The sequence below is a fragment of the Streptomyces sp. NPDC004542 genome (assembly GCF_040610035.1).
Taxonomy (GTDB): domain Bacteria; phylum Actinomycetota; class Actinomycetes; order Streptomycetales; family Streptomycetaceae; genus Streptomyces.
The window spans coordinates 1-24004 of record NZ_JBEXLP010000047.1; the positions used below are offsets into that span (position 1 = coordinate 1).

The following is a 24004-nucleotide window of genomic DNA, read 5'->3' on the forward strand; positions in this document are numbered from 1 at the left end:
CCCGACCACCCCCCCCCGGGTCGGGTTACTCCTTCCCGGTCCCCCCCACCCCGGCGGGTCGGGGGGGGGTGGGTGGCCACGGCCACGCACCCCGCCCGTCGCCGTTCGCTCTACCCGTCGGTAGCATCCTGGCCATGGCAGACACGCAGCAGGTTGACCCGAAGACCGAGCGCAAGGTCGCGCGCCTCGCCCGGCGGATCGAGGCCTTCTCCAAGGCGCACGGCGGGGCCGAGGGCCAGGTGGCGTACATCGGCGAGCGCGGCGCCCGGATCGTCCTCGTCGGCGAGGACGGCGGCTGGGGCGACCTGGTGGCGCCCAGCCCCGCCATCGCCGAACAGGCGGTGCGGACGGCGGGCATCACCGTCCACGAGGCGTTCGACGGCGAGTTCGCGGCCAAGGTGCGGACCGGCCCGTACGAGTGGACGCGCATGGCCGGAATCCAGGTGGGCGGGCCGGGCAACTCCTGAGCAACACCTGATACCCGGTTCACCCGTTAGGACCGTAGGAGGACGAGGTCCAGTCACGGGAGTCCGGATGATCGAAACGCCGTCCCTGGTGGACCAGTACTGCCACGGCGTTCTGCGTACGGAGCTGGGCCTCGGCACGTTCGAGGCCCAGCTGAGCCGTACCGAGGGGCCGCCCCCGCCCGGCACCACGCTCTTCGACACGCAGACCGGTTTCGCCGTGCGCCGCTGGTGCCCGCCCCTGCTCGGCCTGGAACCGCACTGCACCCCCGCGCGGTATCTCGCCCGGCGCCGGGAACTGGGCGTACTGGAGGTGGGCCGCCGTCTGCTGCGCGGCAGCGGCATCACCACGTACCTGGTCGACACCGGCCTGCCGGGCGACCTGACCGGGCCCGCGGAGCTGGCCTCTGCGGGTGACGCCGACGCCCGCGAGATCGTCCGTCTGGAACTCCTCGCCGAGCAGGTCGCCGACACCTCCGGCACCGTCGAGTCGTTCCTCGCCAATCTCGCCGAGTCGGTACACGGCGCCGCCGCGCAGGCCGTCGCCTTCAGCTCGGTGGCCGGGCTACGGCACGGCCTCGCGCTGGCACCGGAGCCGCCCGGGCCGGGCGAGGTGCGGGGCGCGGCCGGCCGCTGGCTGGCCGGGCGGCGGGTCGGCGGCGAGCTGAACGACCCGGTGCTGCTGCGGCACCTGCTGTGGATCGCGGTCGCCTCGGGCCGGCCGCTCCAGCTGCACGCGGGACTCGGGGAACCGGGCGCGCGCACCGACCGCACCGACCCGGTCCTGCTGACCGACTTCGTGCGCGCCACGGCCGGCCTCGGCACCGACCTGGTCCTGCTGCACGGCTACCCGTACCACCGCCACGCCGCCCACCTCGCCGGTGTCTTCCCGCATGTCTACGCCGACTCGGGTGCCGCCCTGGTCCGCACCGGAGCCCGGGCCGCGACGGTCCTCGCCGAGGTCCTCGAGCTGGCCCCGTTCGGCAAGATCCTGTTCTCCAGCGGCGCCCACGGCCTGCCCGAACTGCACGTCGTGGCGGCACGGCTGTTCGGCGAGTCGCTCGGGCGGGTGCTGGGCACCTGGGTGGCCGAGGGGGCGTGGTGCCTGGAGGACGCGGAGCGGGTGGCCGCGATGGTGGCGGCGGGCAACGCCCGCAGGATCTACGGACTCGCGTGAGTCACCCGGGGCTCACGCGCGCGTGGCCACCGTCGCCCCGGCCGTCGGACCGGGCACGCCCGGCACCGTCTGCGGCCGCTCGCGCAGCGCCAGCAGTACGCGCAGCACCCCGATCCACATCAGGCACGAACCGAGCATGTGCAGGCCGACCAGGATCTCGGGCAGGTGCGTGAAGTACTGGACGTAGCCGATGACACCCTGCGCGAGCAGGACCAGGAACAGGTCCCGCGTGCGGTTCAGCGGCCCCTCGGGCGCCTCCACCGCCCGCAGGACGAACCACAGGGCGAAGGTCAGTGTCACCACGATCCAGGCGAGTACGGCGTGCAGCTTGGCGACGGTCTCCCAGTCGATCGGGATGCGGCTGACCTCGCTGGAGTCACCCGCGTGCGGGCCGGCCCCGGTCACCACCGTGCCCACCGCGATGAGCAGCACGGACGCGGCGACCAGGAACCACACCAGCTGTCGCACGGCCGGTCCGACCAGCGGGCGCGGCGCCCCGTCGCCCTCGAGGGTGCGCTGCCACATCACCGTGGCGACGGCGATGAGCGCCGTGGTCAGCAGGAAGTGGGCCGCCACGGTGTACGGGTTGAGACCGACCAGGACCACGATGCCGCCGAGAACCGCGTTGCCCATGACCACCCAGAACTGCGCCCAGCCCAGCCGGGTCAGGCTCCGCCGCCACGGCCGCTGCGCCCGCGCGGCGATGATCGCCCAGCCGACGGCGGCGCACAGCACGTACGTCAGCATGCGGTTGCCGAACTCGACGGCGCCGTGGAAGCCCATCGCCCGGGTGGTGGTGAGCGAGTCGTCGGTGCAGGTGGGCCAGGTCGGGCAGCCCAGGCCCGAACCGGTCAGCCGTACGGCACCGCCGGTGACCACGATGACCACCGACATCACGAGGGCGGCCAGCGCGGCCCGCCGGACCGTCCGGGGGGCGGGCGTCCAGCGTGCGGCGATGAAGGAGAGGGGGTTGCGCAGGGCCGCTGCGGCGTCTGCGGGGGTCAGCTTAGGCACGGGTCCATGGTAGGCGGGAAGCTTGTGCACGCTTTCACGAGGGTGCCGTCCGGCTCCGTCCGGTTCTGCCCGGCCTCACTCCCAGTGGAAGAACCGCCCCGCCGCCGCCAGCCCCACGACCGCCCACGCGCCGAGGATCCCCAGGTCGCCCCACGGCATGCCGGCCCCGTGCCGGAGCACGTCCCGCAGGCCGTCGGAGAGCGCCGAGATGGGCAGCAGGCCGAGCACGTCCTGGACGCCGGAAGGGAACTTGCCGAGCGGGACGATCACCCCGCCGCCGACGAGCAGCAGCAGGAAGACCAGGTTCGCGGCGGCCAGGGTGGCCTCCGCCTTCAGCGTGCCCGCCATCAGCAGGCCGAGCCCGGAGAAGGCGGCCGTGCCGAGGATCAGCAGGAGCAGGACGGCGACGACGCCCGTGAACGTCCCGGCGCCCTGTGGCGACCAGCCCAGCGCGAAGGCGACCACTGTCAGCAGGATCACCTGGAGGACCTCGGTGACCAGCACGGACGCCGTCTTCGCGGTCATCAGCCCCCAGCGGGGCAGCGGGGAGGAGGCCAGCCGCTTCAGCACCCCGTAGCGCCGCTCGAAGCCCGTCGCGATGGCCTGTCCGGTGAACGCCGTCGACATCACGGCGAGGGCCAGGACGCCGGGGGTGAGGAAGTCGACGGCCCGGCCGGCGCCGGTGTCCACGATGTCCACGGAGCTGAAGAGGGCCAGCAGCAGCGTCGGGATCACGACCGTCAGCAGCAACTGCTCGCCGTTGCGCAGCAGCATCCTGGTCTCGAGCACGGCCTGGGCGGCGATCATGCGCGGGAGCGGGGCGGCTCCGGGCGCGGGGGCGTAGGTACCGGCGGCGGTCACGCGCGCAGCTCCTTACCGGTCAGTTCCAGAAAGACGTCTTCCAGGGTGTGCCGCTCCACCGAGATCCGGTCCGGCATCACCCCGTGCTGGGCGCACCAGGAGGTCACCGTGGCGAGCAGCTGCGGATCGACCTTGCCGACGACCCGGTAGGCGCCCGGGGTCAGTTCCGCGGCCGTGCAGTCGGCGGGCAGGGCCTTCAGCAGGGAGCCCACGTCGAGGCCGGGACGGCCGGTGAAGCGGAGCGTGTTCTCGGCGCCGCCCTTGCACAGCTCCTCGGGGGAGCCCTGGGCGATGACCCGGCCCGCGTCGATGATCGCGACGTCGTCCGCGAGCTGCTCGGCCTCTTCCATGGAGTGGGTCGTGAGGATGACGGACACGCCGTCGTCGCGCAGGTCCCGCACGAGGTCCCAAGTGGCCCGGCGGGCCTGTGGGTCGAGCCCGGCCGTCGGCTCGTCGAGGAAGACCAGCTCCGGGCGGCCCACCACGGCCATGGCCAGCGCGAGCCGCTGCTGCTGGCCGCCGGACAGCCGCCGGTACGCGGTCCGGCCGCACGAGCCGAGCCCGAGGCGCTCCATGAGGGCGTCCACGTCCAGCGGGTGCGCGTGCAGCCTGGCCACGTGGCGCAGCATCTCGTCGGCCCGGGCCCCGGAGTACACCCCGCCCGACTGGAGCATCACGCCGATCCGGGGCCGCAGCCCGGCCGACTCCCGCACCGGGTCCAGGCCCAGGACGCGTACCGTGCCGGAGTCCGGCTTCCGGTAGCCCTCGCAGGTCTCCACGGTGGTCGTCTTGCCCGCCCCGTTGGGGCCGAGCACGGCGGTCACCCCCGCCCCGGCCACCAGTTCCAGGCCGTCCACCGCGGTCTTCGTGCCATACCGTTTCACCAAGGCGTGGACCTGGACCACGGGCTCACTTCGCATGGGTCCAGAGTCTAGGTAGGCGCGCCGCGGTTCAGGCGGGCGGGTGCAGCATCTCCTCCTCACGGGGCCGGTGCAGCGCCAGCCACCGCTCGGCGTAGGCCACCGCGTCCGCCACCGGGAACAGCCGTACGTCGGCCGCGCCCGCCTTCCCCCGCAGGACGTGCCGGTCCCGTTCGAAGTCCCGGCCCAGCTCGTCGAACCGCTCGGCGCTGATCGACACCTCGGTCACCTTCTCCCACCCCCCGCCGGCCGCCGGCCGCCCGACCTCCACGAGCGGCGCGGGGATCCGGTACTCGGCGAGATGGAAGCTCGTGCAGCTGTCGTATCCGGCGCCCAGCAGCAGGACCCGGGCGCCCCGCTCCTCCAGCCGGGCCAGCGGGCTGCGCTCGCCGAGCCGGCAGTCGGGGGCGTGACCGGCGACGATCTCCGCCGCGCGTGCTCCCAGCGCCGCGAACGAGGTGTGCGGGTGCGCGCTGCGCAGGGCGCCCGGCCAGGTCCGCACGGTCTCCGGGACCACGCCGACCCCGCACGAGCGGGTGATCAGCGGGTCGTACGCGGGCATGGCGGCCCGGATCCGCTCCCACCATTCCTCGGGAACCGGCGGGTTGCTCCACCCCGCCGGGTCGGACAGGTCACCCGACTGGGTGGGGACGACGAGCGTGCCGTCGGGGCCGACGGCGTCCAACAGGGCGTGGACCACGGTGACGGCGCCGCCGCACACCCAGCCGAGCGAGCTGAGCGAGGAGTGCACGAGAAGGATCTCGCCGGGCTCCACACCCAGGGCGCGCAGCTCGGCGCCGAGTGTGTCGCGGGTGACAAGAGGGCCGGTCGGAGGGGGTGTCGGCATGGTCCCGCAGTCTCGCGGACCGCGGTCGGACGCGCCACCGGTTTGCGCACCCCGCCGCGCCCGTCCCTCGGTGCCGCCCTTCCCGCCCCTCGTTTGCGCAGGTCGGATTAGGCAGCCCTAAGTGACGCAGGGCACCGTCGGCCCGCCCGGACGCCGCTTGCCTGCCTCCGAGGAATTACGCAACAATGGCGTTGTGAAAAACGTCGGCGAGGCTCGGGAGGCCCCCGTGGGGGCCCCTCAGGAGGAGTTCGCGACCGGGGAGCGGTCCACCCGCAACCGGGTCGCGCGGTCCATCCTGGATCACGGCCCGTCGACCGTCGCCGAGCTGGCCGGACGGCTGGGACTCACCCAGGCGGCCGTACGGCGTCACCTGGACGCGCTCGCCGCCGACGACGTCGTGGAGGCACGCGAGCAGCGGGTGTACGGCGCGCGCACGCGCGGCCGTCCCGCGAAGGTCTTCGTGCTCACCGACTGCGGCCGCGACGCCTTCGACCAGTCGTACGACAAGCTCGCCGCGGACGCGCTCCGCTGGATCGCCGAACGCGAGGGCGGGCAGGAGGCGGTCAGCGCCTTCGCCCGGGCCCGGATCGCCGCGCAGGCGAGGGCGTACCGCAAGGCGATCGAGTCCGTCGCGCCCGACCGGCGCGCCGAAGCCCTGGCCAGGGCCCTGAGCGCGGACGGGTACGCTGCAACGGCGCGCAGCGCACCGGTCGGCGAACAGCTGTGCCAGCACCACTGCCCGGTCGCACACGTCGCGGAGCAGTTCCCGCAGCTGTGCGAGGCGGAGACGGAGATCTTCGCCGAGCTGCTGGGAACCCATGTCCAGCGACTGGCGACCATCGCACACGGCGACGGCGTGTGCACGACGTTCATCCCCAAGATTTCCACTGACGCATCTGCAAGCACGGCCGGGAGGAACCCCGCATGACTCTCCCCACGGAGACTGCTCACCCCGAACTCGAGGGCCTGGGCACGTACGAATACGGCTGGGCCGACTCCGACGTGGCCGGTGCCTCCGCCCGGCGCGGCCTGAACGAGGACGTCGTCCGTGACATCTCGGACAAGAAGTCCGAGCCGGAGTGGATGACGAAGCTGCGCCTGAAGGGCCTGAAGCTCTTCGAGAAGAAGCCCATGCCGAACTGGGGCTCGGACCTGTCGGGCATCGACTTCGACAACATCAAGTACTTCGTGCGCTCCACGGAGAAGCAGGCGGAGTCCTGGGAGGACCTGCCCGAGGACATCAAGAACACCTACGACAAGCTGGGCATCCCGGAGGCCGAGAAGCAGCGCCTCGTCGCCGGTGTCGCCGCCCAGTACGAGTCGGAGGTCGTCTACCACCAGATCCGCGAGGACCTGGAGGAGCAGGGCGTCATCTTCCTCGACACCGACACCGCGCTCAAGGAGCACCCCGAGCTCTTCAAGGAGTACTTCGGGACCGTCATCCCCGCCGGTGACAACAAGTTCGCGGCCCTGAACACCGCCGTGTGGTCGGGCGGCTCCTTCATCTACGTGCCGAAGGGCGTGCACGTGGAGATCCCGCTCCAGGCCTACTTCCGTATCAACACGGAGAACATGGGCCAGTTCGAGCGGACCCTGATCATCGTCGACGAGGGTGCCTACGTGCACTACGTCGAGGGCTGTACCGCTCCGATCTACAAGTCGGACTCCCTGCACAGCGCGGTCGTCGAGATCATCGTCAAGAAGAACGCCCGCTGCCGCTACACGACCATCCAGAACTGGTCGAACAACGTCTACAACCTGGTCACCAAGCGCGCCGTGGCCTACGAGGGCGCGACCATGGAGTGGATCGACGGCAACATCGGCTCCAAGGTGACGATGAAGTACCCGGCCGTCTACCTGATGGGCGAGCACGCGAAGGGTGAGACCCTCTCCATCGCCTTCGCGGGCGAGGGCCAGCACCAGGACGCCGGCTCCAAGATGGTCCACATGGCGCCGAACACCTCCTCCAACATCGTCTCCAAGTCGGTGGCGCGCGGCGGCGGCCGCACCTCGTACCGCGGCCTGGTCGAGATCGGTGAGGGCGCGGCCGGATCGAAGTCCAACGTGCTGTGCGACGCGCTGCTCGTGGACACCATCTCCCGCTCCGACACGTACCCCTACGTGGACGTCCGTGAGGACGACGTGTCCATGGGCCACGAGGCGACCGTCTCCAAGGTCTCCGAGGACCAGCTCTTCTACCTGATGAGCCGTGGTCTGAGCGAGTTCGAGGCGATGGCGATGATCGTGCGCGGCTTCGTCGAGCCGATCGCCAAGGAGCTGCCCATGGAGTACGCCCTCGAGCTCAACCGGCTGATCGAGCTGCAGATGGAAGGCGCGGTCGGCTGACCCGCCTCCGGACCACAGCCAGCGAAACCTGACGTAGGAAGAGAGCAGACCGACAGCCATGGCTGAGGCAAACATCCCCGTGGGTTCCACGACCGCGGGCCAGATCGCGGTGGCCGCCGAGTCGACCGTCGCCACGCGCATGAGCGCGCCCCCGTCCTTCGACGTGGCGGACTTCCCGGTTCCGCACGGCCGTGAGGAGGAGTGGCGGTTCACGCCGCTGGAGCGGCTGCGCGGGCTGCACGACGGCACCGCGGTCGCCACCGGCGACGGCGTGAAGGTGGACGTGCAGGCCCCCGAGGGCGTGATCGTCGAGACCGTCGGCCGCGACGACGCGCGCCTCGGCAGGGCGGGCACCCCCGTGGACCGCGTCGCCGCCCAGGCGTACTCGGCGTTCGAGAAGGCCGGCGTGGTCACCGTCCCCAAGGAGACGGTGCTCACCGAGCCGATCCGCATCGCCGTGCACGGCGAGGGCGGGGTCGCCTACGGCCACCAGGTCGTCGAGCTGGGAGCCTTCGCCGAGGCCGTCGTCGTCATCGACCACACCGGTGACGCCGTGCTCGCCGCCAACGTCGACTACATCCTGGGCGACGGCGCCAAGCTGACCGTCGTCTCCGTCCAGGACTGGGACGACAAGGCCGTCCACGTCGCCCAGCACAACGCGCTGATCGGCCGGGACGCCACCCTCAAGTCGTTCGTGGTCACCTTCGGCGGTGACGTCGTACGTCTCCACCCGCGCGTGGCCTACGCCGGCACCGGCGGCGAGGCCGAGCTGTTCGGTCTGTACTTCACCGACGCCGGCCAGCACCAGGAGCACCGCCTCCTCGTCGACCACAACACCCCGCACTGCACGTCGAACGTCATGTACAAGGGCGCGCTCCAGGGCGAGGCCGCGCACGCCGTGTGGATCGGGGACGTGCTCATCGAGGCCGCCGCCGAGGGCACGGACACCTACGAGATGAACCGCAACCTCGTCCTCACCGACGGCGCCCGGGTCGACTCGGTACCCAACCTGGAGATCGAGACCGGCGAGATCGTGGGCGCCGGCCACGCGAGCGCCACCGGCCGCTTCGACGACGAGCAGCTCTTCTACCTGATGGCCCGGGGCATCCCCGAGCACGATGCCCGCCGCCTCGTCGTCCGCGGCTTCTTCGCCGAGCTGGTCCAGCAGATCGGCGTCGCGGACATCGAGGAGCGCCTCATCGCCAAGATCGAGGAAGAGCTGGAGGCGTCGGTCGCATGAGCGACGCATTCGTGCGAGTCTGCGGGCTGAGCGAGCTGGAGGAGGACACCCCGAAGCGGGTGGAGATCGCCGGCACGCCGGTCTCGGTCGTGCGGACCGAGGGCGAGGTGTTCGCCATCAACGACATCTGCTCCCACGCGAACGTCTCGCTGTCCGAGGGCGAGGTCGACGACTGCCACATCGAGTGCTGGCTGCACGGCTCGCGCTTCGACCTGCGCTCCGGAAAGCCCGACAGCCTTCCCGCGACGCGCCCCGTCCCCGTATACCCCGTAAAGATCGAAGGGGACGACGTGCTCGTCTCCCTCACCCAGGAGTCCTGAGGCACCCATGGCAACGCTTGAAATCCGAGACCTGCACGTCACCGTCGAGGCCGACAACGCCACGAAGGAGATCCTCAAGGGCGTCGACCTGACCGTGAAGCAGGGCGAGACGCACGCCATCATGGGCCCCAACGGCTCGGGCAAGTCGACCCTCGCCTACTCGCTCGCGGGTCACCCGAAGTACACGATCACCAGCGGTACCGTCACCCTCGACGGCGAGGACGTCCTGGAGATGTCCGTCGACGAGCGCGCCCGCGCGGGCCTGTTCCTGGCGATGCAGTACCCGGTCGAGGTCCCCGGCGTCTCGGTCTCCAACTTCCTGCGCACCTCCGCCACCGCCGTCCGCGGCGAGGCCCCCAAGCTGCGCACCTGGGTGAAGGAGGTCAAGGAGGCCATGGAGCGCCTCAACATGGACCCGTCCTTCGCCGAGCGCAACGTCAACGAGGGCTTCTCCGGCGGTGAGAAGAAGCGCCACGAGATCCTCCAGCTCGAGCTGCTCAAGCCGAAGGTCGCGATCCTCGACGAGACGGACTCCGGCCTGGACGTCGACGCGCTGCGCATCGTCTCCGAGGGCGTCAACCGCGTCCGCGAGACCGGTGAGGTCGGCACCCTGCTGATCACCCACTACACGCGCATCCTGCGCTACATCAAGCCCGACTACGTCCACGTCTTCTCCGGGGGCCGCATCGTCGAGTCCGGCGGCGCCGAGCTCGCCGACAAGCTTGAGGAAGAGGGCTACGAGGCGTACGCGAAGCACGACGGAGCCGACACGAAGGGTGGCGCATCCGAGTGACCCAGCTGCCGGGCCTTCTCGACACGGAGGCGATCCGCAAGGACTTCCCGATCCTGGACCGGCTGGTCCATGACGACAGGAAGCTGGTGTACCTGGACAACGCGGCGACCTCGCAGAAGCCGCGCCAGGTGCTGGACGCCCTCAGCGAGTACTACGAGCGCTACAACGCCAACGTCCACCGCGGTGTGCATGTGCTCGCCGAGGAGGCCACGGCGCTGTACGAGGGTGCGCGCGACAAGGTCGCCGCGTTCGTCAACGCGCCGAGCCGCGACGAGGTGATCTTCACCAAGAACGCCTCCGAGTCGCTCAACCTCGTCGCCAACATGCTCGGCTGGGCCGACGAGCCCTACCGGGTGGACTCCGACACCGAGATCGTCATCACCGAGATGGAGCACCACTCCAACATCGTGCCGTGGCAGCTGCTCGCGCAGCGCACCGGCGCGAAGCTGAAGTGGTTCGGCCTGACCGACGACGGCCGCCTGGACCTGTCCGACATCGACGAGATCATCACGGAGAAGACGAAGATCGTCTCCTTCGTGCTGGTCTCCAACATCCTGGGCACCCTGAACCCGGTCGAGGCGATAGTCCGCCGCGCCCAGGAGGTCGGCGCGCTGGTCTGCGTCGACGCCTCGCAGGCCGCGCCGCACATGCCGCTGGACGTACAGGCCCTGCAGGCCGACTTCGTGGCCTTCACCGGCCACAAGATGTGCGGCCCGACCGGCATCGGCGTGCTGTGGGGCCGCCAGGAGCTGCTGGAGGACCTGCCTCCGTTCCTCGGTGGCGGCGAGATGATCGAGACGGTGTCGATGCACTCCTCGACGTACGCCCCGGCGCCGCACAAGTTCGAGGCGGGCACCCCGCCGATCGCCCAGGCGGTCGGTCTGGGCGCCGCGATCGACTACCTGTCGTCGATCGGCATGGACAAGATCCTCGCCCACGAGCACGCGCTCACCGAGTACGCCGTGCGGCGGCTGAGCGAGGTCCCGGACCTGCGGATCATCGGCCCGACCACGGCCGAGGACCGGGGGGCCGCGATCTCCTTCACCCTGGGCGACATCCACCCGCACGACGTGGGGCAGGTCCTCGACGAGCAGGGCATCGCGGTACGCGTCGGCCACCACTGCGCGCGACCCGTCTGCCTGCGCTACGGAATTCCCGCGACCACGCGAGCGTCGTTCTATCTGTACTCCACGCCGACCGAGATCGACGCGCTGGTCGAGGGGCTGGAGCACGTTCGGAACTTCTTCGGCTGAAGGGCGTGAGCTGAGACCGTGAAGCTGGACTCGATGTACCAGGAAGTCATCCTGGACCACTACAAGAACCCGCACGGGCGTGGTCTGAGGGATGGCGACGCCGAGGTGCACCACGTGAACCCGACGTGCGGCGACGAGATCACCCTCCGCGTGAAGTACGACGGCACGACGATCGAGGACGTTTCGTACGAGGGCCAGGGCTGCTCCATCAGCCAGGCCTCCGCCTCCGTGCTGAACGAGCTGCTGGTCGGCAAGGACCTGGCGGACGCGCAGAAGATCCAGGAGACCTTCCTGGAGCTGATGCAGTCCAAGGGCAGGATCGAGCCCGACGACGCGATGGAGGAGGTCCTGGAGGACGCGGTCGCGTTCGCCGGTGTCTCCAAGTACCCAGCGCGGGTCAAGTGCGCCCTCCTGAGCTGGATGGCGTGGAAGGACGCGACGGCCCAGGCCCTGGGCGGAGCCGACGCCGAAAGGAAGACGGCATGAGTGAGACCGTGGAGATCAAGCCCGCCTCGGAGGAGGAACTCCGCGAGGCCCTGATGGACGTCGTCGACCCCGAGCTGGGCATCGACGTCGTCAACCTCGGCCTGATCTACGGCATCCACGTCGACGACGCCAACATCGCGACCGTCGACATGACCCTGACCTCCGCGGCCTGCCCGCTGACGGACGTCATCGAGGACCAGGCCAAGTCCGCCACGGACGGCCTCGTCAACGAGCTGCGCATCAACTGGGTCTGGATGCCGCCGTGGGGCCCCGACAAGATCACGGACGACGGGCGCGAGCAGCTGCGGGCGCTCGGGTTCAACGTCTGACCGTTCCTGCGCGCGAGAAGCGGCGGCCCCCGAAGGGTGCCGCCGCTTCCGTGTGGTGCGGGCCGGCCCGTCCGGTCAGGCGAGCCCGTCGACGAACCGGAAGGCCGAGTCCGCCTGGTAGAGGCCGCCGTACCGGTACCGGTCCAGCTTCAGCTGGAAGTTCTGGTGGCGCAGGAAGCGGCCCGGGTAGTTGACCGACTCCAGCATGACCGCGCCGTAGACCGAGGACGGCCGGGCGCAGAAGGTGGCGTCCCGCTGGAACAGGGCCGAGCCGTCGTTGCTCGCGGAGCGCAGCACGAAGTAGCTGTGCCGCAGATAGGTGCCGTCGGCCGTGACGAAGGAGAAGCAGGAGGCGTCGGCCAGGCCCTTGACCACCTTGAAGGTGGCGTCGCGGCGCGCGGAGGCGGAGCCGATCCGGTCGAGCTTCACATAGCCGCCGCTGAGGTGCCAGTAGCGGTCCGGGTAGTTGACCGACTGGACGGACCGCCACGCGGACGAGGTGTCCGAGCCGTGCGAACCGCCGCCCGAGTCCGGCTTCCCGGACGAGGCCGTCGGCCTCGGGGACTTGGACGGCTCGGCGGGTGCCTTGGACCCGCCCCCGCCGTGATCCGGGGACGTGGTCGAGGCCGTAGGAGGGGGAGCAGGGGTGGGGGTGGCCGACGACGGAAGGCTCTTCGTCCCGGGCGCGGCCTTGGTGCTCGCGGAGGGCGAGGCGAAGGAGAGCAGGCCGGGACCGTCGTCGTCGGCGTCCGCCGACGTCGCCGCCTGGGGTGACGGCTCTTCAGGACCTCTCTGATGCACGGATATCGCCGTCACACAGGCGACGATCGTCGCGACCGCCAGTCCACCGGCCAGCCAGAGTCTTCGCGTTCCGGGTGCCCGGGACGTATCGGGGGCCCAGCCGTTCTCCCAAGGCTCGTTGCGAGGGGGCTGGGGCGTGGTTTCTTGCATGCGCTGTTCCTCCAGCGGCCCGCGGGGCGGCGGCCGGGGGGTGTGAGGGTCAGGTGGGTGAGTGGTGAAACACTAGTGGAGCCGAGAGGCTGCCGGGAGACGTTTGAGCGAGCGGTTTCCATGAAAGTGAAACGCCCTCATGTGCCGCGTGTGACTTCACACTTCCTTCCCAGCGCCCCCCCGGTCCCGCTTCATCACCCGGCGGCGGCCTCGGCGGGGCGGTCATCCCCCCGGGCCGGACCCGCCCGCCGGATCACCGGTCGGCGGGAAACGCGTTTCCATGAGCCGAACCTGAACGCGGTCATGGACTCGGCGCAGCGCGACCCGGCCGGGGGAGCGACCCGTCCAGGGCCCCTGTGTACGCTCGTACACAGGGGTTGCAGGCCCGGCCCCGCGCTGCTGACCGCTCTCGGCTGCCTCGTCTCCTTCGCCCTGCTCGCCCGCACCCTGAGGACCGTCTCGATCGGCACCGCGTACGCCATCTGGGCCGGGGTGGGCACCGCGGCCATCGCCGTGATCGGTCTGCTGCTGTCCGGTGAGGGGCTGAGCGCGGCCACGGCCGGCGGGATCGTTGGCCCTGCTCGCGTTGATGGACGGGATCTGCCTGCACGTGCTGCTGACGGGGGCGGAGTACGACGAGGGGTACGCGCGGGACGTCCTGGCCCGGCTGATCGACGCACCCGGCCCGGCGCGGGGCGGCGCGTCACCGCCCGGCACGTGAGACACGGTTCGCCCCGGCGGGCCCGGCCACGTTAGGTTGCCCTTATGACCGACAAGAACGCACGCACCACCGGTGCCGTCGCCGCGGGCCTCGCCACGATCGCCGCCGACGGGACCGTTCTCGACACCTGGTTCCCCGCGCCGGAGCTGACCGAGGAGCCCGGCCCCTCCGGCACCGAGCGGCTCTCCGCCGAGCAGGCCGCGCAGCAGCTCGGCGGCGGCGCGACCGCGGCGATCGGCCCGGACGTCCGCCGGGGCGTCGAGGTGGTCGCGGTCCGCACGGTCATCGCCTCGCTCGACGACAAGCCGATCGACACCCACGACGTCTACCTGCGCCTGCACCTGCTCTCGCACCGCCTGGTGAAGCCGCACGGCCAGAGCCTGGACGGCATCTTCGCCCACCTCGCCAACGTCGCCTGGACCTCGCTCGGCCCGGTAGCCGTCGACGACATCGAGAAGGTCCGGCTGAACGCCCGAGCCGAGGGCCTGCACCTCCAGGTCACCTCGATCGACAAGTTCCCCCGCATGACGGACTACGTCGCCCCCAAGGGCGTCCGCATCGCCGACGCCGACCGCGTCCGCCTGGGCGCCCACCTCGCCGAGGGCACCACGGTCATGCACGAGGGCTTCGTCAACTTCAACGCGGGCACGCTCGGCACCTCCATGGTCGAGGGCCGTATCTCCGCGGGCGTCGTGGTCGGCGACGGCTCCGACATCGGCGGCGGCGCCTCCACCATGGGCACGCTCTCCGGCGGCGGCAACGTGATCATCTCCATCGGCGAGCGCTGCCTGATCGGCGCCGAGGCGGGCGTCGGCATCGCCCTCGGCGACGAGTGCGTGGTCGAGGCCGGCCTGTACGTCACCGCGGGCACCCGCATCACCATGCCCGACGGCCAGATCGTCAAGGCCCGCGAACTCTCCGGCGCCTCCAACATCCTCTTCCGCCGCAACTCGGTCACCGGCACGGTCGAGGCCCGCCCGAACAACGCGGTCTGGGGCGGCCTGAACGAGGTCCTGCACAGCCACAACTGACCACCGGCGGCCCCGCGCAGCGCCCTTCCGCCTCGGGCGGGAGGGCGCTCGGTCATGTCCGGGGGGACGTCACGGACAAGGGACGGCGCACGGGGACGAGGCACGGCGCCGGGCGTGGTGGACCGGCGGGAATCTTCTCGCGGCGCACAGGCATAGCGGCGGGCGGCGGGCCGCGTCACAGGGGGTACAGGGGGACGGGCGCAGGGTCCGCCCGGCGGAAGAGAAGGTGACGATGGATGCCGAAGCGGTGGAGAGCTTCCGGGAGTTCGTGGCGAACCGGCTCATCGCCTGGGAGCGGGCGAGCGGTCTGGACGAGCCGTACCGGGCCCGGCTCGTGCTGGTGACGATCGGCAGCGACGAGGTCGTGCCGCTCAGCGGTGTCCAGAAGGAGAGGTCCGACGAGCCGAAGGCATGGCGCCCCGTCTTCGCCCGCCGCTGACGCCGCTGGTCAGGCGGCCGTGAACTCCTCGTACACCGCCCGCAGCCCGTCGGCCGCCGCCCGGCCGGCGGGCCGCAGCGGTGCGCGCACCGGGCCCGCCGGCAGACCGAGCGCGTTCAGGAGCGCCTTGGCCGTGACCGCGCCCTGCTCGCCCGCGGCCGTCATGGCCTCGACGAGCGGGGCGGCCCGCCGCTGGAGAACGGCGGCGCGTGCCGTGTCGCCCGCCTCGAACGCCTCCAGGATCTCCGCGATCCGGCGCGGCACGACGTTCGCGACCGTGCTGACGCAGCCCGCGCCGCCCAGCGCGTACAGGGCGAGGACGTGCTCGTCGCAGCCCGCGTAGCAGGCCAGGCCGGTGCGCGCCAGCACCTTCTGGATGCCGAGGAAGTCGTACGAGCAGTCCTTGACCGCGACGATCCGGGGATGGTCCGCGAGCCGGATCACCGTCTCCGGTTCGATACGGGTGCCCGTGCGGCCCGGGATGTCGTACAGCATCACCGGCAGGCCGCTCGCGTCGGCGACCTGGCGGAAGTGCGCCTCCAGCGCGTCCTGCGGAGGCCTGCTGTAGTACGGCGTCACCACCAGCACGCCGTCCGCGCCCGCCTTCCCGGCCGCCAGGGCCAGCTCCACGGTGTGCAGGGTGTCCGCGGTGCCCACGCCCGCCACGAGCGGCACCCGGTCGCCGACCGCCTCCCGGACGGCCGTGATCAGCCGCGCCTTCTCGGCGTCGCTGGTGGTCGGCGACTCGCCCGTCGTGCCGTTGAGGACCAGGCCGTCGCAGCCCTCGGCCACCAGCCGCTCGGCCAGGCGGCCGGCGCCGTCCAGGTCGAGCGCGCCGGCCTCGGTGAACGGTGTGACCATCGGGCAGAGCGTGCGGCCGAAGGGGCGGGGGGAGACGGGCGCGGTGGCCGTCACGGTGGTCGTCATGGGAGTAGTCTCGGCACGGCGAAGGTGAAGCTCCACTTAAATCCGCTACGGGATACCGGTAAGCGTTGCTGCGCGGTCCGGCCTCGTGCGCGCCCTGTCCTGTGTCCACCTCGGCCCCTCATGGGTCACTATGGCCAGGAGGTCCCCGACGGCAGTCATGGGAGGCGCCATGAAGCTCGGCAAGGCACTGGCCACCGGAGTCGCTGAGGAACAGCCGGTCGTCCACGACGAAGAACCCGACGTCCCCGACGAAGAACCCGACGTCCCCGAGGAGATCCGCGAACCGCTGGCCTCCGTCCCCGAAGAGGTCCCGGCCGCACGATGAGACTGCGGCTCCCCACGGAACGCCCGACGGAGCCGCCGACCGGATACAAGATCGCCCACCCGGTGCTGTCCCAGGACGGCACCCGGGCCGGGTTCACCGGTGTGTCGCTCGGCGGTGCGCTTCCGTACGCCGTCCTGGACGACGCGTCCTGCGTCTACGGCCGCCGGCACCGCCCACCGGCACGGCTGTGCGACTGCGGCTTCCACTGCGTGCACGACCGGGCGGCCGCCGAGGCGCTGCTGTGCACCACCGAGCACCGGGCGGCGGTCCTGCTGGAGGTCTCCGTGCTCGGCGTCTACATCCGCTTCGAGCGCGGCTTCCGCTACGCCCGGCAGCGGGTGCGCACGGCCACCGTCGGCCCCTGCGCCTGCGGAGCGCCCCCGGCGGCGCTCGCCGACGCGGACTGGGGCAGGCCGGGATGGCGGGCCCTGACCGCCTGCTGCCCGCTGTGCCTGCGCGGCCGTACGTCCGTCTCGCTCGCCTCCTTCGCCCGGCTGGCCGGGCACGGGCTGCGGGTGGTGGCGGGCGGCACCACCCCGGCACCGGACCACGCCCCGGACCGGCCCGAGGGGCTCGGGGTGCCCGAACTCGTCGCGGAGGCGGCCCTGTTGCAGGCCCGCCTCGACTGGTTCCAGACCCAGCTGGCCCACCTCGGCGAGCGCGGGACGGACGGCGGGCCCAAGGGCTAGGTGCGCTCCTATAACGGTCGCCGACCTGGGTACCCGGATGCTCCGGACCGAGAGGAGGCGGAACACCGTGACCGGGACCATGAACGTACGGCCCGCGGCCGACGAGCACCCTTCCGTGGGTGAACTCGTCAGCCGGGCCACTGAACAGCTCTCCCAGCTCGCGCGGCAGGAAGTGGCCCTTGCCAAGGAGGAGCTGGCGGAGAAGGGGCGGCGGGCCGGACGGGGCGGCGGGCTGCTGGGCGCGGCGGGTGCCGTCGCCTACGCCGGTCTGCTGGGCCTGGCCGCGGCGGCGGCCGCCGCCCTCTCGCTGGTGCTGCCGGTGTGGGCCGCGGCGCTCATCGTCACGGCGGTGCTTTTCGCCGTCGCCGCGGTGCTCGCCGTGACCGGCCGCGCCCAGCTGCGGCGCGCCGCCCCGCCCACGCCCGAGGAGACGCTCGGCAGCGTCAGGGCAGACGTCGAGGAGATCAGGGAAAGGGCGCACCGATGACGAACAGCAGCGGACCCGGCGGGGGCGGCGCGAAGGGCCCCGACGAGCTGCGGCAGCAGATCAGGCACACCAGGAGCCAGCTCGGCAGCACCGTGGAGGAGCTGGCCGCCAGGGCGGACGTGAAGGGCCGCGCCCGGGCCCGCGCCGCCGACCTCAGGGACAAGGCGGGCGCGATGACCGTACAGCTGCGCAGCACCGCCGCGCAGGCCGGTCACACCGTGCAGGAACGGGCGGCCAAGGCCGGTCACACCGCGCAGGAGCGGGCGCTCAGGGCCGGTCACACCGTGCAGGAGCGGGCGGGGCACGCCGGACACCTGGCACACGACAGGGCGGCGCACGCCGGGCACGCCGTCGAGAAGCACGTGCCGCGCCCGGCGCGCGGCTTCGTCCAGGCGGGCGCCCGGCACCCGGTGCCGGCGCTGGTCGTCGGCGCGGCGGGCGCGGCGCTCGTCGTGGCGGGCATCTGGTGGCGCGTGCGCCGCAGCCACCGCTGAGGGGCGGCGACGGCCGCGGGGGCCGCGGGATCACCGGCTGATCCCGCGGCCCCCGCGCCGTCCGGTCCGGGGCCGCTACGGACGGAACCGCAGCACCTGCGGGTCGTGGTCGCTGATCTGGTCGTTGAACTCCGAGTTGATGTGCACGCTGTCGTAGTCGACGTCGCAGCCGCGCCGGATCGACGGGCTCACCAGGATCTGGTCCAGGACCTGCGCGTTGCCCTGGTAGTCGTACGTGTAGCGCTCGCTCTTCGGCAGCGACTTGATCGCCGACCACAGCTCGCCGTCACCCTCGAGGATCTTGGCGGTGTCGGAGAACTCGAAGTCGTTCATGTCGCCGAGCGCGATGACCTCCGCGTTCTTCTGGACGTCGAGGACGCTCTTGACGAACGCGTTGACCAGCGTCGCCTGCGCGTGACGCTGCGTCTCCGAACTGCGCACCGGCGGCTGGTACTGCGCGGTCAGGCCCTGGTCGCCCCCCTTGGAGTTGAGGTGGTTGGCGATCACGAACACCGTCTTGCCGCGGAAGGCGAACTCGCCGGCCAGCGGCTTGCGGCTGCTGGTCCAGGCCGGGTCCGCCGGGGCGATCCGGCCCGGCGAGGCGGTCAGCCGCGCCTTGCCGTGCACCTTGGTGACACCCACCGCCGTGGTGGAGTCGCCGCCCGCGCGGTCGGTGAAGGAGACCCGCTCCGGGTTGAAGAGGAAGACCTGGCGGATGTTGCCGCCGGGCTCGCCGCCGTCCTGGTCGTTGACCGGGTCGATCGAACGCCAGTCGTACTTCGGGCCGCCCGCCGCCACGATCGCGTCGATCAGCTTGTTCACCGTCACGTCGGCGGCGACCGTGCCGTCGTCCTTGGCGCCGTCGTTGTCCTGGATCTCCTCCAGGGACACGATGTCCGGCGACTGGAGGTTGTTCACGATCGCGGCGGCGTGCTCATCGAAGGTGGCGTCGGACGGATCGAGGTTCTCGACGTTGTACGTGGCCACCGCCAGCTCGCCGCGGGACTGCTTGCGGGTCGTCTCCCGCTCCAGACCGCCGCTCTTCAGGGTGCCGAGCTGCCCGGCGACGAGGGTGTATCCGCCGTACTGGTTGTAGTCCAGCGGACCGGTGGTGGTGCCGGTGAGCGTGTCGCCGACGTTCGCCTTGGGGAAGTCGGCGGTCGAGCCCAGCGACTGGATCTGCAGCCGGCCGGTGTTCTGCGCGTCGTAGGAGCCGTAGACCGTGCCGCCGCGGCGGTTGCGGTGCTCGTGCGGCTTCACCGTGACCCACAGCTCGCTGTAGGGGTCGGTGGCGGTGACCACGCGGGCGTCGGCGACCTGGACGTTCATGCCCTCCAGGGACTCGTAGTAGTCCAGGGCGTACGTCGCCGGGTCCAGGGTCAGACCGTTGACCGAACCGTTCGCGGCGGGGTCGCCGGCCGGGGTGTACCGGGCCGGTACCGAGTCCGCGTCGATCACCGTGGCGGCCGGGACGGTGTTGCCGCCGGAGAGCGTGGTGACCGTCGGCTTGGTGATCTCGGTCAGCGACTGGTTGCCGCCCGAGGAGCCGCCGGGCACGTACTCCGAGACCGTGCCGGTGACCGTGACCGAGTCGCCGGCGGCGACCTTCGGGGCGGAGCTGGTGAAGACGAACACGCCCTCGCTGGTCGCAGGGTTGTCGTCCGGCGTGGGGTCCTGGATCCAGAAGCCCTTGGAGGAGCCGTAGGTGCGGGTGCCGGTGACGATGCCGGGTACGTCCGTCACCTTCTGGCCGGCGTACGGCGACAGGCGGGTGGTGCCCTGGACGTCGTGGATGCGCACGGAGTCCGCGTGTGCGGGAGTGGGCAGGGCGACTATCTGGACGGTGGCCGCCGCGCTGCAGACGGCGGCGACGGTGAGCGCGGCGAGGCGCGCGGAAGACCTGCTCGGCAAGGGATTCCTCCGGGGACGTACGTGAGCGCCGGGACGGGGGTGGGGCAGCGTGCCCCGGGTGGAGTGTGCGTGACACGCGTAGAGCCGCGTGAACAAATGAGTGAACAGTTGTCCCCCCGTTTCTACGCGCGTCAATCTCCTGCCTGGCCACATCAGTTGTCAAGGTTTCGGCCATGTACGGCCGGCGGCGGGGAGATGAACCGGGTGGCATGGGTCCAAATCCGTCTAGGCTGAGCGGTTGAACCCCTGACCACCGCGAGGAGTCCGATGTCAGACAGCTCCCCCCTGCCGCCGGTCCGGCTGCGTCCCGAAGCGGAGCTGGCGCGTGACGCGCTGTCCACGCCGTTGCTGTCCCGGGCCGCCCGGCTCGCCCGCTGGGCCGGATCCGGCACCCGCGTGGACGCCGGCGGCGGGCTGGTCGACGAGCTACTCCCGGCCGCCGCGGAAGCGCTCGCGCTGAGCGGGGACGACGCGGCCGCCCTCGCGAGCGAGGCCTGGCGGGTCGCCGTGGACACCGGTCTGGTGGAGATCACCGACGAGGAGACCGGGACCGTCACCGCGGGGCAGGAGCTGGCGCGGCTGACCGGTGGCTCACCGCACGACGTGCTCGCGGTGTGGCTGACCGCGCTGGAGACCGTGGTCGCCGACGCGAGCGTGCCCGATCTCGACGGCCTGGTCGACGCGATGGACGCCGGCGGCGAGGTCGATTTCGCGTCACTCGACTGGGACCCGCAGGCGGAGGCCGCCTTCCTCGACGGGGTCCTGCGGAACCTGTACCTGCTCGCCGTCAGCGAGAACGGTCCCGGTGACGCGGCCGTCCCGCTGCCCGCGCTGGCCGCCTCGGTGATCGTGCCCAGCGGCACGGGGGAGCCCACCGACGACATGCTCGAGCAGGTCTCCGCCGCGATGATGCGGCTGGACGATCGGTTCCGGGTGCTGGAGCCGGTCGGGCTCGTGGTGTACCAGCCGGTCGACGAGGCGCTGATGGCGGACCCCGACGGCAGCGGCGGCACCGACGGCGCCGCGGCCGGGGAGGCCTCCGCAGCGGTCGACGACACCGACGTCACCCGCTACGGCATGGTCCGGCTGACACCGCTCGGCGCCTACGGGCTGCGGGCTCGGCTCCTGGAGGACGGCTTCGAGGTGCCCGCCGTGGGGGACCTCGCCGACAAGGGCGCGGACGTACTGCTCGACGGGACGTCCGCCTACCCGCCGGCCGCCGCCCAGGCCGAGACCGAACAGTGGCTCACCCGCCGTGACCCGCTCGTCGCCGCCACCGAACTGCTGGCCGCCGCGCGCGGTGCGGACCCCGGCGCACCGCTGCGCCGGCTGCGCTGCCAGCAGGCGCTGTCCCTGGTCGGCCCGGAGGCCGAACCCGCGCTGCGCGAGGTGCTCGACGACGCGGAACTCGGCGGGCTGGCCCGGGTGTGGCTGAGCGAGCGCGGCGCGGCCGACGTGCCGCCGCCGACCGAGCGGATGGTCTTCTGGCTGACCATCGACACGGTCGCCGCCCAGCTCCAGGCCGAGGGCGACTCCGAGGAACTGCACGCTCTCGTCGAGGGCCTCGCCCGACAGCACAGCGGTTTCTTCGCGGCGGCCTGGCGGGTGGACCACCCGGCCACGCCGGACGTACTGGAGGCGATGGGCCGCCTGCACCCCGACAAGCGGATAGCGAAGGAAGCGAGGAAAGCGGCGTTCAAGGCGAGGTCCCAGCAGGGTTCTTGACGCCCCGGCACGGCCCCGTGTCCGGGAAGGGCCGCGGAGCCGTTGACGTCGCCCCGGTATGCACACGGCGCTGTTCCGGTGACCCCCGCGGCAGACGCTAGGCGTCCGCGCGCCGCCCCCTGATCACGAACCCCGCCACCAGCAGCGCGGCCAGCGCGATCAGGGCTCCGGTGCCGAAGGCGCGGGACGCCCCGTGGGTGAGCAGGACGGCCGGGGAACCGGTGGCGTGCCGGGTCGCCGTGCCGAAGACCGTGACCAGGACGGAGAGTCCGAGGGTGCCGCCGAGCCACTGGAGGGTCTGGAGCAGGCCGGAGGCGGCGCCCGCTTCCCGGGGTTCGATCCGGGCCAGGATCGTCGCGTTCAGCGGCATGAAGCTGAGGCCGACGCCCAGGCCCATCAGCAGCAGCGGGCCGAGCAGACCGGTCAGGTAGCCGTCGCCGGGTCGAAGCCGCCACAGCCACGCGCTCGCCGCGGTGATCAGTGTCATGCCGGTGAGCAGTACCGGCCTGACGCCGAACCGGGCCAGCAGCCGCGGCACCAGCCGCACGGTCGTGAACATCACCAGCGTCAGCGGCAGGAAGGCGAACCCCGCGCGCAGCGGGCTGAACCCCAGGACCTGCTGGCCGATCAGGGTGAGGAAGTAGAACGCGCCGAACAGCCCCGCGGGCAGCAGCATGATGCTCGCGTAGCCGCCGGCCCGGTCCCGGTCCGCGAACAGGCGCAGCGGCATGATCGGCTGTCCGGCGCGGGCCTCGATCAGGACGAAAGCGGCGAGCAGCGCGGCCGCCGCGGCGAAGCCGAGCAGGGCCTGGCCGTCGCTCCAGCCCTGCTCCGAGACCCGGATGAAGGCGTACACCAGCGAGGTGATGCCGGCGGTTCCGGTCAGCGCGCCCGCCGCGTCGAACCGGCCCGTGTGGCGCGGGGTCTCGGTGACGAAGCGGGGCAGGGCGAGGGTGAGGGCCAGGCCGATGGGCACGTTGACGAGCAGGGCCCAGCGCCAGGAGGCCCAGGAGGTCAGCATGCCGCCGAGGACCAGGCCGACGGAGCCGCCGATGCCGGCCATGGAGGCGTAGACGCTCAGGGCGTGGTGGCGCCGCGGCCCGTCCGGGAAGCCGGTGGTGATCAGGGCGAGGGTGCTGGGGGCGATGAGGGCGCCGCCGACGCCTTGCAGGGCGCGGGCCGCGAGCAGCCAGCCGCCGTCGGTGGCGAGACCGCCGAGCAGCGAGGAGGCGGCGAAGAGCAGGACGCCGGCGGTGAGCGTGCGCCGGCGCCCGAGGATGTCGCCGACGCGCCCGCCGAGCAGCAGCAGGCCGCCGAAGGCGAGCGTGTAGGCGTTGAGGACCCAGGACAGGCCGGTGCGGCTGAAGTGCAGGCCCCGCTGGATGTCGGGGAGCGCCACATTGACGACGGTCGAGTCGACGCCGACCATCAGGTATGCGGTCACGATCACGAGGAGGAGGGTGCCGAGTCTGGCGGGACGGGGTGGTACGGAGAGCGCGTCGGCGGTCGTGGACGGTGCGGTCGGGGTGGACATGGGTTCTCCCGGTCTGGCGTCCCCGTGCGGCGTGCAGGGGCAGGCCGGACTGCCCGCGGAGCACACGACGGTAATCGGGGACTGCCTCCGTTTAGTGCCCGACAAGATACGGAGAGAGTCCCCGGTTTGCAAGGAGTAGGTGAATGACGCAGGTCAGGCCCATGCGCGCGGACGCTCGGCGCAACTACGAGCGGTTGCTGAAGGTGGCGGCGGAGGCCTTCGCCGAGCATGGGGAGAAGGCGTCGCTCGACGACATCGCCAAGCGGGCGGGGGTCGGTTCGGGGACGCTCTACCGGCACTTCCCGACCCGGCAGGCGCTGCTGGAGGCGGTGTACGTCGACGCCATCGAGGCGCTGGCGGCGCGGGCCGGCGAGATCGCGCGGGAGCTGCCGCCGGGCGAGGCGCTGGCCGAGTGGCTGAACGAGCTCGGCGTGGGGATGATCCAGGTGCGCGGCCTGAAGGCCCTGCTGGGTTCCGCCGTCACGGACGGCAGCTCCGCCGTGGTCACGGCCTGCGGCAACTCGGTGAAGACGGCGGCTCGGCGGCTGGTGGAGGCGGCGCAGCAGGAGGGAACGCTGCGCGCGGACGTCGAGGCGATCGACATCCTGCGGCTGGCGCACGGGGTCGCCACGGCGTCCGAGCTGGCGGACGGCGAGGGCAGGCACATCCGCCGGTATCTGTCGCTGCTGACGGAGGGGCTGCGGCCGTAGACCGACGGCG

General features: G+C 71.9%; 26 protein-coding genes and 2 pseudogenes. 20 read left to right on the forward strand and 8 right to left on the reverse strand.

Annotated features, from left to right (window positions below; genetic code table 11):
• The first annotated feature begins 134 nt into the window (after positions 1-134).
• Both ABZX30_RS23895 and ABZX30_RS23900 read left to right on the forward strand, forming a co-directional pair.
• Positions 135-467, forward strand: a complete 333-nt coding sequence (locus ABZX30_RS23895) for a hypothetical protein (protein ID WP_355936627.1) — start codon at positions 135-137, stop codon at positions 465-467.
• Positions 468-534: 67 nt separating this feature from the next.
• Entirely contained in the window at positions 535-1641 is a 1107-nt protein-coding gene (locus ABZX30_RS23900) for an amidohydrolase family protein (protein WP_355936630.1), read from the forward strand.
• Positions 1642-1653: 12 nt separating this feature from the next.
• Here the strand turns inward: ABZX30_RS23900 and ABZX30_RS23905 are convergent, their stop codons facing one another.
• The 4 genes from ABZX30_RS23905 to ABZX30_RS23920 all read right to left on the reverse strand — a co-directional run bounded on the left by ABZX30_RS23905 (position 1654) and on the right by ABZX30_RS23920 (position 5283).
• Positions 1654-2655 carry a COX15/CtaA family protein gene (locus ABZX30_RS23905; protein ID WP_355936632.1) on the reverse strand — a complete coding sequence of 334 codons (1002 nt, stop codon included), beginning with the start codon at positions 2653-2655 and terminating at the stop codon, positions 1654-1656.
• A 75-nt stretch (positions 2656-2730) separates the two neighbouring features.
• Positions 2731-3462 carry an ABC transporter permease gene (locus ABZX30_RS23910; protein WP_355936754.1) on the reverse strand — a complete coding sequence of 244 codons (732 nt, stop codon included), beginning with the start codon at positions 3460-3462 and terminating at the stop codon, positions 2731-2733.
• A 50-nt stretch (positions 3463-3512) separates the two neighbouring features.
• Positions 3513-4436 (reverse strand): ABC transporter ATP-binding protein, encoded by a 924-nt coding sequence (locus ABZX30_RS23915; protein WP_355936635.1) that lies wholly within the window; start codon positions 4434-4436, stop codon positions 3513-3515.
• Positions 4437-4467: 31 nt separating this feature from the next.
• Entirely contained in the window at positions 4468-5283 is an 816-nt protein-coding gene (locus ABZX30_RS23920) for an AAC(3) family N-acetyltransferase (RefSeq protein WP_355936637.1), read from the reverse strand.
• Positions 5284-5476: 193 nt separating this feature from the next.
• Between ABZX30_RS23920 and ABZX30_RS23925 the strand changes: the two genes are divergently transcribed.
• Genes ABZX30_RS23925 through ABZX30_RS23960 form a run of 8 tightly spaced genes read left to right on the forward strand, consistent with a single transcriptional unit; the run spans position 5477 to position 12050 of the window.
• Positions 5477-6211, forward strand: coding sequence for an ArsR family transcriptional regulator (locus tag ABZX30_RS23925; protein WP_355936640.1), 735 nt, complete (start codon positions 5477-5479; stop codon positions 6209-6211).
• Positions 6208-7629: a Fe-S cluster assembly protein SufB gene (sufB, locus tag ABZX30_RS23930; RefSeq protein WP_355936643.1), complete on the forward strand. Its 1422-nt coding sequence runs from the start codon at positions 6208-6210 to the stop codon at positions 7627-7629. Before ABZX30_RS23925 ends, sufB begins: the two co-directional genes overlap by 4 nt.
• Positions 7630-7687: 58 nt before the next feature.
• Positions 7688-8869, forward strand: a complete 1182-nt coding sequence (gene sufD, locus ABZX30_RS23935) for a Fe-S cluster assembly protein SufD (protein ID WP_355936646.1) — start codon at positions 7688-7690, stop codon at positions 8867-8869.
• Positions 8866-9189: a non-heme iron oxygenase ferredoxin subunit gene (locus ABZX30_RS23940; protein WP_355936649.1), complete on the forward strand. Its 324-nt coding sequence runs from the start codon at positions 8866-8868 to the stop codon at positions 9187-9189. Before sufD ends, ABZX30_RS23940 begins: the two co-directional genes overlap by 4 nt.
• Before the next feature lie 7 nt (positions 9190-9196).
• On the forward strand, positions 9197-9982 hold the full coding sequence (sufC, locus tag ABZX30_RS23945) for a Fe-S cluster assembly ATPase SufC (protein ID WP_355936651.1): 786 nt from the start codon (positions 9197-9199) through the stop codon (positions 9980-9982).
• On the forward strand, positions 9979-11235 hold the full coding sequence (locus ABZX30_RS23950) for a cysteine desulfurase (protein WP_355936654.1): 1257 nt from the start codon (positions 9979-9981) through the stop codon (positions 11233-11235). Before sufC ends, ABZX30_RS23950 begins: the two co-directional genes overlap by 4 nt.
• A gap of 18 nt (positions 11236-11253) precedes the next feature.
• Positions 11254-11721, forward strand: coding sequence for a Fe-S cluster assembly sulfur transfer protein SufU (sufU, locus tag ABZX30_RS23955; RefSeq protein ID WP_355936657.1), 468 nt, complete (start codon positions 11254-11256; stop codon positions 11719-11721).
• Positions 11718-12050, forward strand: a complete 333-nt coding sequence (locus tag ABZX30_RS23960) for a metal-sulfur cluster assembly factor (RefSeq protein WP_355936660.1) — start codon at positions 11718-11720, stop codon at positions 12048-12050. Before sufU ends, ABZX30_RS23960 begins: the two co-directional genes overlap by 4 nt.
• 75 nt (positions 12051-12125) lie before the next feature.
• Here ABZX30_RS23960 and ABZX30_RS23965 read toward each other — a convergent pair whose 3' ends face one another.
• A complete protein-coding gene (locus tag ABZX30_RS23965) occupies positions 12126-13001 on the reverse strand; it encodes an AbfB domain-containing protein (RefSeq protein WP_355936663.1) in 876 nt (291 codons plus the stop codon).
• 390 nt (positions 13002-13391) lie between these two features.
• On the opposite strand from ABZX30_RS23965, the pseudogene ABZX30_RS23970 reads away from it, so the two are divergent.
• The 4 genes and pseudogenes from ABZX30_RS23970 to ABZX30_RS23985 form a co-directional block, all read left to right on the forward strand.
• Positions 13392-13571 (forward strand): annotated as a pseudogene (locus ABZX30_RS23970) (SMR family transporter); the annotation flags it as partial.
• Positions 13570-13722 (forward strand): annotated as a pseudogene (locus ABZX30_RS23975) (TetR family transcriptional regulator); the annotation flags it as partial. The pseudogenes ABZX30_RS23970 and ABZX30_RS23975, both read left to right, overlap by 2 nt.
• Before the next feature lie 44 nt (positions 13723-13766).
• The gene (gene dapD, locus ABZX30_RS23980) at positions 13767-14753 is read left to right on the forward strand and encodes a 2,3,4,5-tetrahydropyridine-2,6-dicarboxylate N-succinyltransferase (protein WP_355936665.1); all 987 of its coding nucleotides are present in this window, start codon (positions 13767-13769) and stop codon (positions 14751-14753) included.
• Positions 14754-14985: 232 nt separating this feature from the next.
• Entirely contained in the window at positions 14986-15192 is a 207-nt protein-coding gene (locus tag ABZX30_RS23985) for a hypothetical protein (protein WP_355936668.1), read from the forward strand.
• 9 nt (positions 15193-15201) lie between these two features.
• Here ABZX30_RS23985 and dapA read toward each other — a convergent pair whose 3' ends face one another.
• Complete coding sequence (gene dapA, locus ABZX30_RS23990; protein ID WP_355936671.1) at positions 15202-16119, reverse strand: 4-hydroxy-tetrahydrodipicolinate synthase; 918 nt, start codon at positions 16117-16119, stop codon at positions 15202-15204.
• A 169-nt stretch (positions 16120-16288) separates the two neighbouring features.
• Between dapA and ABZX30_RS23995 the strand changes: the two genes are divergently transcribed.
• The 4 genes from ABZX30_RS23995 to ABZX30_RS24010 all read left to right on the forward strand — a co-directional run bounded on the left by ABZX30_RS23995 (position 16289) and on the right by ABZX30_RS24010 (position 18114).
• Entirely contained in the window at positions 16289-16444 is a 156-nt protein-coding gene (locus tag ABZX30_RS23995; RefSeq protein ID WP_355936674.1) for a hypothetical protein, read from the forward strand.
• Positions 16441-17133 carry a hypothetical protein gene (locus ABZX30_RS24000; protein WP_355936676.1) on the forward strand — a complete coding sequence of 231 codons (693 nt, stop codon included), beginning with the start codon at positions 16441-16443 and terminating at the stop codon, positions 17131-17133. The genes ABZX30_RS23995 and ABZX30_RS24000 overlap by 4 nt, the downstream gene beginning before the upstream one ends.
• 67 nt (positions 17134-17200) lie before the next feature.
• Positions 17201-17620: a phage holin family protein gene (locus tag ABZX30_RS24005; RefSeq protein ID WP_355936679.1), complete on the forward strand. Its 420-nt coding sequence runs from the start codon at positions 17201-17203 to the stop codon at positions 17618-17620.
• Positions 17617-18114 carry a DUF3618 domain-containing protein gene (locus ABZX30_RS24010; protein ID WP_355936681.1) on the forward strand — a complete coding sequence of 166 codons (498 nt, stop codon included), beginning with the start codon at positions 17617-17619 and terminating at the stop codon, positions 18112-18114. Before ABZX30_RS24005 ends, ABZX30_RS24010 begins: the two co-directional genes overlap by 4 nt.
• Before the next feature lie 75 nt (positions 18115-18189).
• Here ABZX30_RS24010 and ABZX30_RS24015 read toward each other — a convergent pair whose 3' ends face one another.
• Positions 18190-20025: an endonuclease/exonuclease/phosphatase family protein gene (locus ABZX30_RS24015; protein ID WP_355936684.1), complete on the reverse strand. Its 1836-nt coding sequence runs from the start codon at positions 20023-20025 to the stop codon at positions 18190-18192.
• 267 nt (positions 20026-20292) lie between these two features.
• Here ABZX30_RS24015 and ABZX30_RS24020 point away from each other — a divergent pair, with 267 nt between their 5' ends.
• Complete coding sequence (locus tag ABZX30_RS24020) at positions 20293-21750, forward strand: hypothetical protein (RefSeq protein ID WP_355936687.1); 1458 nt, start codon at positions 20293-20295, stop codon at positions 21748-21750.
• A gap of 97 nt (positions 21751-21847) precedes the next feature.
• Here ABZX30_RS24020 and ABZX30_RS24025 read toward each other — a convergent pair whose 3' ends face one another.
• Positions 21848-23284 (reverse strand): MFS transporter, encoded by a 1437-nt coding sequence (locus tag ABZX30_RS24025; protein WP_355936690.1) that lies wholly within the window; start codon positions 23282-23284, stop codon positions 21848-21850.
• Positions 23285-23427: 143 nt separating this feature from the next.
• Here ABZX30_RS24025 and ABZX30_RS24030 point away from each other — a divergent pair, with 143 nt between their 5' ends.
• Complete coding sequence (locus ABZX30_RS24030) at positions 23428-23994, forward strand: helix-turn-helix domain-containing protein (protein WP_355936691.1); 567 nt, start codon at positions 23428-23430, stop codon at positions 23992-23994.
• Positions 23995-24004 lie beyond the last annotated feature (10 nt).

Bases quoted from the DNA above. Each gene is read 5' to 3' on its own strand.
- ABZX30_RS23895 (WP_355936627.1), top strand. From the start codon at position 135: ATGGCAGACACGCAGCAGGTTGACCCGAAGACCGAGCGCAAGGTCGCG.
- ABZX30_RS23900 (WP_355936630.1), top strand. From the start codon at position 535: ATGATCGAAACGCCGTCCCTGGTGGACCAGTACTGCCACGGCGTTCTG.
- ABZX30_RS23910 (WP_355936754.1), bottom strand. From the start codon at position 3,462: ATGATCGCCGCCCAGGCCGTGCTCGAGACCAGGATGCTGCTGCGCAAC.
- ABZX30_RS23915 (WP_355936635.1), bottom strand. From the start codon at position 4,436: ATGCGAAGTGAGCCCGTGGTCCAGGTCCACGCCTTGGTGAAACGGTAT.
- ABZX30_RS23920 (WP_355936637.1), bottom strand. From the start codon at position 5,283: ATGCCGACACCCCCTCCGACCGGCCCTCTTGTCACCCGCGACACACTC.
- sufB (WP_355936643.1), top strand. From the start codon at position 6,208: ATGACTCTCCCCACGGAGACTGCTCACCCCGAACTCGAGGGCCTGGGC.
- sufD (WP_355936646.1), top strand. From the start codon at position 7,688: ATGGCTGAGGCAAACATCCCCGTGGGTTCCACGACCGCGGGCCAGATC.
- ABZX30_RS23940 (WP_355936649.1), top strand. From the start codon at position 8,866: ATGAGCGACGCATTCGTGCGAGTCTGCGGGCTGAGCGAGCTGGAGGAG.
- sufC (WP_355936651.1), top strand. From the start codon at position 9,197: ATGGCAACGCTTGAAATCCGAGACCTGCACGTCACCGTCGAGGCCGAC.
- ABZX30_RS23960 (WP_355936660.1), top strand. From the start codon at position 11,718: ATGAGTGAGACCGTGGAGATCAAGCCCGCCTCGGAGGAGGAACTCCGC.
- ABZX30_RS23965 (WP_355936663.1), bottom strand. From the start codon at position 13,001: ATGCAAGAAACCACGCCCCAGCCCCCTCGCAACGAGCCTTGGGAGAAC.
- dapD (WP_355936665.1), top strand. From the start codon at position 13,767: ATGACCGACAAGAACGCACGCACCACCGGTGCCGTCGCCGCGGGCCTC.
- ABZX30_RS23985 (WP_355936668.1), top strand. From the start codon at position 14,986: ATGGATGCCGAAGCGGTGGAGAGCTTCCGGGAGTTCGTGGCGAACCGG.
- dapA (WP_355936671.1), bottom strand. From the start codon at position 16,119: ATGACGACCACCGTGACGGCCACCGCGCCCGTCTCCCCCCGCCCCTTC.
- ABZX30_RS23995 (WP_355936674.1), top strand. From the start codon at position 16,289: ATGAAGCTCGGCAAGGCACTGGCCACCGGAGTCGCTGAGGAACAGCCG.
- ABZX30_RS24000 (WP_355936676.1), top strand. From the start codon at position 16,441: ATGAGACTGCGGCTCCCCACGGAACGCCCGACGGAGCCGCCGACCGGA.
- ABZX30_RS24010 (WP_355936681.1), top strand. From the start codon at position 17,617: ATGACGAACAGCAGCGGACCCGGCGGGGGCGGCGCGAAGGGCCCCGAC.
- ABZX30_RS24020 (WP_355936687.1), top strand. From the start codon at position 20,293: ATGTCAGACAGCTCCCCCCTGCCGCCGGTCCGGCTGCGTCCCGAAGCG.
- ABZX30_RS24025 (WP_355936690.1), bottom strand. From the start codon at position 23,284: ATGTCCACCCCGACCGCACCGTCCACGACCGCCGACGCGCTCTCCGTA.
- ABZX30_RS24030 (WP_355936691.1), top strand. From the start codon at position 23,428: ATGACGCAGGTCAGGCCCATGCGCGCGGACGCTCGGCGCAACTACGAG.